The sequence below is a fragment of the uncultured Sphingomonas sp. genome (assembly GCF_946477935.1).
Lineage (GTDB): Bacteria > Pseudomonadota > Alphaproteobacteria > Sphingomonadales > Sphingomonadaceae > Sphingomonas.
Genome location: NZ_CAMLAC010000139.1, coordinates 1 through 9,486, shown reverse-complemented (window position 1 = coordinate 9,486; position 9,486 = coordinate 1). Strand labels below are relative to the sequence as shown.

At 64.3% G+C, this 9,486-nt stretch carries 11 protein-coding genes; 5 read left to right on the top strand and 6 right to left on the bottom strand.

Annotated elements, in window-relative coordinates:
• The first annotated feature begins 22 nt into the window (after positions 1 to 22).
• Entirely contained in the window at positions 23 to 106 is an 84-nt protein-coding gene (locus Q0U08_RS19895) for a hypothetical protein (RefSeq protein ID WP_367271135.1), read from the top strand.
• Here Q0U08_RS19895 and Q0U08_RS13780 read toward each other — a convergent pair.
• The 3 genes from Q0U08_RS13780 to Q0U08_RS13770 all read right to left on the bottom strand — a co-directional run bounded on the left by Q0U08_RS13780 (position 72) and on the right by Q0U08_RS13770 (position 1,999).
• Entirely contained in the window at positions 72 to 458 is a 387-nt protein-coding gene (locus Q0U08_RS13780; protein WP_298091959.1) for a response regulator, read from the bottom strand. The two genes, Q0U08_RS19895 and Q0U08_RS13780, sit on opposite strands and share 35 nt — an antisense overlap.
• A gap of 48 nt (positions 459 to 506) precedes the next feature.
• The gene (locus Q0U08_RS13775; protein ID WP_298091958.1) at positions 507 to 1,424 is read right to left on the bottom strand and encodes a sensor histidine kinase; all 918 of its coding nucleotides are present in this window, start codon (positions 1,422 to 1,424) and stop codon (positions 507 to 509) included.
• Between the two features lie 233 nt (positions 1,425 to 1,657).
• Positions 1,658 to 1,999: a hypothetical protein gene (locus Q0U08_RS13770; protein WP_298091961.1), complete on the bottom strand. Its 342-nt coding sequence runs from the start codon at positions 1,997 to 1,999 to the stop codon at positions 1,658 to 1,660.
• Between the two features lie 113 nt (positions 2,000 to 2,112).
• Here Q0U08_RS13770 and Q0U08_RS13765 point away from each other — a divergent pair, with 113 nt between their 5' ends.
• A complete protein-coding gene (locus Q0U08_RS13765) occupies positions 2,113 to 2,607 on the top strand; it encodes a hypothetical protein (RefSeq protein WP_298091957.1) in 495 nt (164 codons plus the stop codon).
• A 125-nt stretch (positions 2,608 to 2,732) separates the two neighbouring features.
• Here Q0U08_RS13765 and Q0U08_RS13760 read toward each other — a convergent pair whose 3' ends face one another.
• Complete coding sequence (locus tag Q0U08_RS13760) at positions 2,733 to 4,865, bottom strand: prolyl oligopeptidase family serine peptidase (protein WP_298091956.1); 2,133 nt, start codon at positions 4,863 to 4,865, stop codon at positions 2,733 to 2,735.
• Between the two features lie 96 nt (positions 4,866 to 4,961).
• Here Q0U08_RS13760 and Q0U08_RS13755 point away from each other — a divergent pair, with 96 nt between their 5' ends.
• Both Q0U08_RS13755 and Q0U08_RS13750 read left to right on the top strand, forming a co-directional pair.
• The gene (locus tag Q0U08_RS13755) at positions 4,962 to 6,356 is read left to right on the top strand and encodes an MFS transporter (protein WP_298091955.1); all 1,395 of its coding nucleotides are present in this window, start codon (positions 4,962 to 4,964) and stop codon (positions 6,354 to 6,356) included.
• An 80-nt stretch (positions 6,357 to 6,436) separates the two neighbouring features.
• On the top strand, positions 6,437 to 7,264 hold the full coding sequence (locus Q0U08_RS13750) for an alpha/beta hydrolase (RefSeq protein ID WP_298091954.1): 828 nt from the start codon (positions 6,437 to 6,439) through the stop codon (positions 7,262 to 7,264).
• Positions 7,265 to 7,304: 40 nt separating this feature from the next.
• Here Q0U08_RS13750 and Q0U08_RS13745 read toward each other — a convergent pair whose 3' ends face one another.
• A complete protein-coding gene (locus tag Q0U08_RS13745; protein ID WP_298091960.1) occupies positions 7,305 to 7,586 on the bottom strand; it encodes a septum formation initiator family protein in 282 nt (93 codons plus the stop codon).
• A 71-nt stretch (positions 7,587 to 7,657) separates the two neighbouring features.
• Positions 7,658 to 8,938, bottom strand: a complete 1,281-nt coding sequence (eno, locus tag Q0U08_RS13740) for a phosphopyruvate hydratase (protein ID WP_298091953.1) — start codon at positions 8,936 to 8,938, stop codon at positions 7,658 to 7,660.
• Between the two features lie 138 nt (positions 8,939 to 9,076).
• Here eno and Q0U08_RS13735 point away from each other — a divergent pair.
• Positions 9,077 to 9,486 (top strand): hypothetical protein (locus tag Q0U08_RS13735; protein ID WP_298091952.1); only part of this gene is annotated, 410 nt, incomplete at its 3' end.

Here is a 9,486-nt window from a genome sequence, read left to right as displayed (position 1 = left end):
CATCGACGGCGGGCGCAGTCGGGTGGTGGGCACGTTGCTTGGCGGCGCAGCGGGCGCTTTGGCCGGCCGGTCTATCGACCAGAACCGGCAGATCCGCTGCCGTTAAGGGCCTGCAACGCAGCTATGATCACCCGGTCCGCGCAAGGGCGGGTGATCGCCGACCCCGCCTCCACGGGGATCGGATCGACGCGATCGGTGAGAACCAGCACCCCGATCAAGGGCCATCGCCGCGCAATCGAAGCAGCCAGTTGCGCGCCCAGCGCATCATCCGGCCGGTCGAGATCGGCGAGCACGACGTCAATGTCGTTCCGCCGGTCCAGCATCGCCAGTGCATCGCACGCACCCCCAGCCGTCACCGCCACGAACCCGGCCTGCTCTGCCAAGTCGACGGCCGCCAGACGCAGCAGGGGCTGATCTGCCACGACGAGGATCACAGGAGGAGTGGCGGGGATGATCATGGGCGGTTCGATATTGGTGTAGGATCCGCCTGCTACCCGCCTCAAGCTTTACGTCTGCTGTACCTGTGCCAAAGGGGCACGGAAATGTGCTGCGAAACCCGTGGGATGGTAATGACGCTCGACACGCCCCGTACCGACCAGCCCCATGCCGATCAGGCGGGAGCCGAACCCGCCGCGTGATGGCTCCGAGACCACAGGCCCGTCGCGTTCGATCCAGTCGAGGCATAGCTCATCGCCGTCAATACGCCAGCTCAGGTCGACATGACCGTTCGCGACGGACAGCGCCCCGTGCTTCATGGCATTGGTGGCCAATTCATGAAGCAGCAGCGACAGGGACAGCACCGCGCGCGATCCCAGTTGCACGGGCACGCCGGTGATGATGAAACGCTTGTTATCGTCGTGCAGCTTCAACGCCGTATCGACCACCGTCTCGATCGACGCTTCCGCCCAGTTTTCCTGCAACAGCACGTCATGCGCATGCCCCAGCGCCACGATACGCGCCTGAAACGTATCCACCGCTTCCCGCTCGATCACCCCTTTCAACGACTGGGAAGCGATCGCTCCCACCATCGCCATGGTGTTCTTCAACCGATGTCCCAATTCGCGGTTCAGCACGACCATCTCGGCCCGGGCCCGTACCGCTTCGGACGTTTCGATCAGAATGTCGACAAAGCCGGCCACCTGTCCCTGTCCATCACGAACGGGGCTGCACGCATAGGAGCATAGCGATGCCTCATCCGGGTCGTCATGATGCACCATGGTCGGGCGATCATATCCCTTCACGATCTCGCCCCGCCGCACCCTTTCCAGCACGGACGCACATGCAGGCCAGCGCATCGCCCAGATCGCATCGAAAGCCTGCCCGTTCGCGTTGATGCCGACCAGTTGCTCGAATGCCGCGTTATGGATCGTGACCAGGGCCGGACCCCAGACCAAAGCAGCCGGCACGCCCATCGTCAACACCATGCCAGCCGCGGTCTGCAACGCGGAAGGCCAGGAAGAAAACGGCCCCAGAACAGTTTCGGCGCGCTGGATATGAGCAATCGCAGTCATATCCGGCCACACGGTTACAGCTTGGCGTGCGTCACCACTCAACGGCCCTTGCCCCCGTGCTCCCCCGCACCGAACAAGAGGCATAGGACCGAAAGGTCATTGCCGCAATGGTTTACGTCCGAATTGAAACTGTCGCCGCCGTGCGATCAGCCCGGCTCGACCGCCATCAGCAGCACGCCCGAATATTTGGGATCACCCGCCAGGAACAGCGAACTGGCCGTGAAACGGCGCGGGGTCAGGCGCAAGGCACCCAGCCCAGCCAGCTTGAACGTGCCCAGTTTCTCTTCCTTGGGCGGCCGTCCGTCACGCTCCAGCGTGGTCGCGTCGACGTAAAGCTCGCCATGGCGTGTGTAGATGGCGTGCGGCGCCAGCGTCACGTCCCCGCGATTATAGGTCGCAGCCACCGCGCGCAGCTTCACGATCGCCTCGAAGATGATCGCGGGAGCGCCCGCCGCCGGCTCTGCCGGACTGCGCTCGATCGTCGTCATGTCGGTCATGCCCTCGCTTCTGCCCGCATCGCTGCAATGCAGCAAGACCAATGCGTAACATTTGCCGCATTCAAGCGGCGGAACGCACCACGATCGTGCGGGTTCAACGCGTCATGACCGACACGGCCGATCGCACCGATTCCGATTTGTGGGACTCCGTCAAGGCAGAGATCACTGCCGGCGGCAAGGGCGGCCGCAAAGGCGAATGGTCCGCCCGCAAGGCGCAGATGGCCGTCGCCGAATACAAGAAGCGCGGCGGCGGCTACAAGGGCGAGCCGGATGCCGCCAACAGTCTGCATCAATGGACGGAGGAAGACTGGGGAACCAGGTCCGGCAAGACGAGCCGTGAGACCGGCGAACGCTATCTGCCCAAAGCCGCACGCGAATCGCTGTCTGACGAAGAATATCGCCGCACCACCGCCCGCAAACGCGTCGATCGCGCCAAGGGCAAGCAGTTTTCAGCCCAACCCGATGACATCGCCGCCAAGACTGCACCGTTCCGCGACCATCGCAGCAAGGCCGAACTGTATGAGGAAGCCCGAAAGAAGAAGGTGCCAGGTCGATCGACGATGACGAAGGCCGAACTATCGACGGCGCTGCGCGGCTGACGTCGCCGCATGCGCCATGATCGCAGGAGCCGTCCTGACGTCCTCGCGAAAAGGCCCACCCCGGCCTCTGCCGGGGTGGTATAAGGATCAGGAACGCACCCCATCATAAGGGCATTTTAGGACGATTACCGCGCTGCAGTAGCCGCTCCACCTTGGGCGGCACCCATCAGCTTCTGCGCGAAATAGGTGGTCTGCAGCGCCTGCAACCGGGCACCCTGCGCAATGTCGGCATCGCCGGAATGTCCACCTGCCGTATCCTCGTAAAAAAGATACGGCAGGCCATATTCACCCAGCCGCGCCGCGAACTTGCGGGCATGCTGCGGACCGACACGGTCGTCTTTGGTCGTGGTCCAGATATAGGGTTCCGGGTAGGCCACGCCCTTGCGAATGTTCGCATAAGGAGAAATCTTCTCCAGGAACGCCTTCTCCGTCGGATTGGAGACCGAACCATATTCGTCGACCCAGGACGAGCCCGCGGCGATCTGTTCATAGCGCACCATGTCGAGCAACGGCACCTGGATCGTCACCGCCTTCCATAGGTCGGGCCGCTGGGTGAATTCCACGCCCATCAGCAGGCCGCCATTCGATCCGCCATAGATACCCAGCTTCTGTGGGCTGGTGATCTTGCGCGCGGTCAGGTCGTTCGCCACTGCGACGAAATCGTCATAGATGATCTGTCGCTTCGTCTTGCGGCCCGCATCGTGCCACTTCGGTCCGAACTCGCCGCCGCCGCGAATATTGGCGAGCACGAACGCGCCACCCCGCTCCGTCCACATCTTGCCGGTCGATCCAAGATAGGTCGGCAGACGCGCGATCTCGAACCCGCCATAGGCGGTCATCAGCGTCGGCGTCGTGCCATCCAGCTTCACGCCCTTGGGCAGCACGACGAAATACGGCACCTTGGTGCCGTCGCTCGACGTCGCCTGATACTGGTGGACGGCAACGCCCTGCGCGTCGAAGCGCGGCGGCAGGCTCTTGATCGTCCGCGGCGCGGCCGTGCCGGCGGCATCAAAGGCGGACAGCGTCGTGGGCGTGGTGAAGCCGTTTACCGCCAGGAAGACATGGTCGGAGCGATCGGTGGTGCTGGCCACCCCGATGCTGACATTTTCCGGCACCGCCACCGCGCGGGACGTCCAACCCGCACCGCTGGGCGCAAACACGCTCGCCCGGCCCTGCACGTTATCGATATAGGTCACGATGACGCGGTTCTGCGTCGTGTCGACGCCTTGCACCGCCTGCGTCGCGCTTGGCGCGAACAGGACTTGCGGACGCACGATCCCGCGCTGTACCTCGGCCAGCGGCGCCCACGCGACCGTGCCTGCCGCGATCGATCCCCAGGGATCGCTCGTCTCGAAGATCACGCGTCCATCGATCATCCCGACGACATGGGCACGGGCCGGAATATCCAGCTTCTTCGTGCCTCCCGCGGGCGTCCATACCGACGTGTCGCCACCGAAAAACGCCTGGCGCCGCTGCATCAGCACCAGCTTGTTGCCCTTGGCGTCGGTCATAACACCGGCATAGGTGCCCAACTGGTCGCCCGGCGCGCCGCGATACAGTTCGGTCGCGGCCGATAGCGGCTGGCCGCGCTTCACCATCTTGACGACGAAGGGATAGCTGGACTGGGTCATGCTGCCCGCCCCCCAGTCGCGGCTGACCAGCAGCGTGTCCTTATCCAGCCATGCCGCGCCCTGCTTGGAGGTCGGCAGCGCGAAGCCGTTTTCCACGAAACGCCCCGCTTCGAGATCGAACTCGCGGTAGCTGATCGCGTCTTCGCCGCCCTCCGACAACGCGACCAGGCATAGCCGCTCCTCGGGCTGAAGGCAGCTTGCGCCCTTCCAGACCCATTTCTTGCCTTCCGCCCGGCTCAGCGCGTCCAGGTCGATCAGCGTCGTCCAGCGCGGGGTGGCCGAGGCATAGTCGGCCTCGCTCGTCCAGCGCCACAGTCCCTGCGGATGGTCCGCGTCGCGCCAGAAGTTCAGGATCTTGCCCGCGCGTTGCTCGGGCATCGGAATACGATCCTTGGCCGAGGCGATGGCTAGTGCTTCGGCGTAAAAGGTTTCGTAGCGTGGATCATTCTGCAAGCGCGGCAGCGTCTTTGCATTTTCCGCCTCCACCCACGCCAGGGCCTTGGCGCCGTCCTTGTCTTCCAGCCAGATATGCGGATCGTTCGCCGTTGTCTTCTGGGTCGCATCGGCCACGCCGGTCACCATCACGGTCGCCAGGCTCGCCGCTGCCAGAAATCGCCAACCACGCATCAAAATCTCCTTATGGGCGTAATAGGTCAGTTGTGGCGCCGTAATTCCGCGAGTGCAATGCATCGCACCGCTCCATGACGGGTTAAGAGCGTCATCATGACCGATGGCCTGCCCAAACCCCGCCGCTTCATCGCGATCGCCGCCATATCCGCCGGCACTGCTCTGGTCGTCATCGATGGCGCCATCGCCACCGTGGCACTGCCCACCATAGCCCGCGACCTGGGCGTGGGGTCCAGCGCGGCGGTATCGGTCGTCACGGTCTATCAATTGACCCTGGTCATGCTGCTCCTGCCATTTTCGGGCCTGGGTAACCGGATCGGGTTGAAGCGGATGTACCAGACGGGGCAACTGGTCTTCACCGTGGCCACGGTGCTGTGCTTCTTTGCCAAAAGCCTGCCCTTCCTGCTGGTGGTGCGCGTCGCGCAGGCCGCCGGGGCGGCGGCGGCGCTTAGTGTATCCGCCGCCCTCGTCCGGTCGATCTATCCGGCCCGCCAGCTCGGCCGGGGTTTGGGCGTCAACTCGGTCGTGGTCTCCAGCTCTGCCGCGCTTGCGCCGACGCTTGGTGGCTTGATCCTTGGCATCGCACCATGGCCATGGGTTTTCGCCAGCGCAGTGCCCTTTGCCATCCTGTCGCTGGCGCTCGGTCGCGCCCTGCCCGAACCGCCGCGCGGAGAGGAACCATTCGATGTCCTGGGCGGCGTACTGTGTGCAGCAATGTTCGGCCTCGTCATCGGGGGTCTGGAAACCGCCGTGCACGGGGACAGCCCGATCGTGTCGGCTGCGATCGTCGCGCTGGGCATCTTCACCGGCGTGATCTTCATCCGGCGCGAGCGAGGCGAAGCCGCACCGATCCTGCCGGTCGATCTGCTTGGCCGCCCCGTATTGGCGTTGTCGACGCTTGGCGCCTTTACCGCATTCGTCGCCTCGATGACGCTCCTGTTGTCGCTGCCCTTCCGGCTTCAGCATGCCTATGGCCTGTCCCCGTCAGAGGTGGGGGCGATGATCGCGCCGTGGCCGCTGACCACCATGATCGTCGCGCCGCTGTCGGGCTGGCTGTCCGACCGCTATCCGGCCGGACTGCTCGGCGGGATCGGCATGACGATTGCGATCGGCGCGCTCTGCCTGCTCGCCTTTCTGCCTGAACAGCCGGGATATGGCGATGTCGCATGGCGGATGGCGATGTGCGGCGCGGGGTTCGGCATGTTCCTGTCGCCAAATGCGCGGCTCATCATCGGCTCCACCCCGCGGGAACGGGCGGCGGCAGCGGGTGGCCTTATCTCCACCACGCGCATGGTGGGCCAGACGACAGGCGCCACGCTGGTCGCCGCGCTGCTGGCGCTGGGCATCGGCAGCGGCGGCGGCCCCGCGCTGATCGCCGCCGCACTGGCGCTGGTCGCCGGCCTGTGCAGTCTCGCCCGCCTGCGCCCCTCGATTCGCAATCCGCAAGGGCCGGAGACCGACGACGCGCAGCCCGGCGCACAGGTGCGCTAAAGGACCAAGGCCGAGCTTATCCGGAACGGGGCATCGCCCGATCCGTTCTGCGCTGCAATTCAAGAAGCCAGGAGACGATCATGCCCTATGTGAAGACGCGCGACGGGACGGACATCTACGTCAAGGACTGGGGTTCGGGTCGCCCGGTCGTCTTGCTGCATGGCTGGCCGCTGTCGTCGGACATGTGGGACCCGCAGATGATGGCGCTGGCCGATGCCGGTTTCCGCGCCATCGCCTATGACCGCCGCGGTTTCGGGCGGTCGGGGCAGCCCTGGTCCGGCTACGACTATGATACGCTCTCCGACGATCTGGCCGACGTGCTGGAAGCGACCGGCGCGACGCAGGACGTGACGCTGGTCGGCTTCTCGATGGGCGGCGGCGAGGTCGCCCGGTACATGAGCCGTCATCAAGGGAAGGGCGTCGTCGCCGCGGCACTGATCGCCTCGGTCGTCCCCTATATGCTCAAGACCGACGACAATCCGGACGGCGTGCCGGAATCGACGCTGCAGCAGATCGCCCAGGGTATTCAGGATGATCGCCCCCACTTCTTCCGCGATACCTTTTTGAAGCAGTTCTTCGGCGTCGGCTATCTCAGCAGCCCGGTCAGCGACGATATGCTGGACTGGACGACGGCGGTCGCCATGCAGGGCGGATTGAAGCCGACCCTGGCCTGCGCGGAATCGTTCGGCCATACCGACTTCCGCCCCGACCTCGCATCGTTCCGCGTTCCGACGCTCATCATCCACGGCACCAGCGATCAGACGGTGCCGATCGATCCGTCCGCACGCGCGGCGGCGGCCGGTATCCCGGGTGCGCAACTGGTCGAATATGACGGGGCACCGCACGGCCTGAACGTCACGCATGGCGAGCGGCTGACCCAGGATCTGCTGACCTTCCTGGGTCGCTGATCGGGATGAACGAAGGGCCGGCAACACTGCCGGCCCTTCATCATTTCAGGGGAACGATCATCTCGTCCGGGTGGGTGACGTTCATCTTCTTGCGGATCATCTCGTCCACCATGTCGGGATTGGCATGATCGGGATCGAGCAACGCCACCCTGTTCTTCAACACGGTGCGCTTCTGGTCCAGCGTCGCATAATGGCGCTCCTGCCTGGCCAGTTGCCGCTGATAATCGCCATAGGCGAGCAGACCGTTACGCCCCAGCACCGCATAGGCGCCGAAGAACGCGATCAGTGTGAGCCCGAGCGCCGGCCACGCGGCACGGCGCATCGTCTTGCGGAAAGGGGACGGCTTCTTCACGCCTGCCATTTTCGTGTGCCCGCCGCCCCGGATCAAGTGGCTTATCGCGTAAACAGGACGTCGCGGCCAGCATAACGCGCCGAGTCGCCCAGTTCCTCCTCGATACGGATGAGCTGGTTGTACTTGGCGAGCCGGTCCGATCGCGCCAGGCTGCCCGTCTTGATCTGTCCGCAGTTGGTCGCGACCGCCAGGTCCGCGATCGTCGCATCCTCGGTCTCACCCGAACGATGCGACATGACCGCGGTGTACCGCGCGCGATGCGCCATCGACACCGCCTCCATCGTCTCGGTCAGCGTGCCGATCTGGTTGACCTTCACCAGCAGCGAGTTGGCCAGACCGTCCTGGATGCCCTGCTTCAAACGCTTGGGATTGGTCACGAACAGATCGTCGCCGACCAGTTGCACCTTGTCGCCGATCAGGTCGGTCAGCGCCTTCCAGCCCTCGAAATCGTCCTCGGCCATGCCATCCTCGATCGACAGGATCGGATAGCGGCGGGTCAGATCGGCCAGATATTCAGCCATCTCATGGCTCGACAGGATCTTGTTCTCGCCGGAGATATCGTACTTGCCGTTCTTGAAGAACTCGGTCGCCGCGCAATCCAGCGCAAGCATCACGTCGTCACCCGGCGTGTAGCCGGCCTTTTCGACCGCCGACATGATGAAGTCGAGTGCGTCGGTCGTCGATGCGATGTTGGGCGCAAAGCCGCCCTCGTCGCCCACACCCGTCGCCAGACCCTTGTCGTGCAACGCCTTCTTCAGCGTGTGAAAAATTTCCGACCCGCAGCGTACCGCTTCCAGGATGTTGGAAGCGCCGACCGGCATGATCATGAATTCCTGAAAATCGATCGGATTGTCGGCATGCTCGCCGCCATTGATGATGTTCATCATCGGCACGGGCAGCAGATGGGCGGATACGCCGCCGACATATTTGTAAAGCGGCAGGCCACGCGCCTCTGCCGCGGCCTTCGCCACTGCCAGGCTGACGCCCAGAATGGCGTTCGCGCCCAGCCGGCCCTTGTTCTCGGTGCCGTCCAGTTCGATCATCACGCGGTCCAGATCAGCCTGATCCTCGGCATCCAGCCCGATCACCGCCTGCGCGATCTCGTCATTCACCGCATCGATCGCCTGATCGACACCCTTGCCCATCCACCGGCTCTTGTCTCCGTCACGCTTTTCAACGGCTTCATGTGCGCCGGTGCTCGCGCCGGACGGCACAGCGGCACGGCCGAAGCTGCCGTCTTCCAGCAACACGTCGACCTCGACGGTGGGGTTGCCGCGGCTGTCCAGGATCTGGCGCCCGTGGATGTCGATGATTGCGGTCACGTAACGAAGCTCCTAAAATGCCCGTGTGGTCGCGGGCGGCTGTATCTCGCACACGCGTTCAGGGCAATTGCGACCACGATGGAACCTCGTTTCCACTGACGGGGTTAAGCTGCGAACCGCAAAAGAAAGGGTTCCGTCATGGCCGAGAACGACACCACACCGCCGGCAGCGACCGGGTTTGAACCGGCAGCGCCGCTGAAAACCGCGGGCGTCAATTTCAATCCGGAATCGAACACGCCTGCCCAGGGCGGCACGGGCAGTGACGCTACGGAGGACGCCGCCGCGACCAGCCCGAAGCAGGCGATCAAGGACGGTGCTGCCAAAGTGCAGCAACAGGCGACCGACAAGATCTACGCACTCGCCGATGACGGCAAGGCACGCGCCGGAAATGCGCTCGATCAGTTCGCACAGTTGCTGACGGACGCCGCGGCGCAGGTCGATGAGAAGCTTGGCGAGCAATATGGCCAATATGCCCGTTCGGCGGCAGACACGGTCACCGGCTTTTCCGGCCAGATCAAGGACAAGCAGATTGACGACCTGCTGGACGA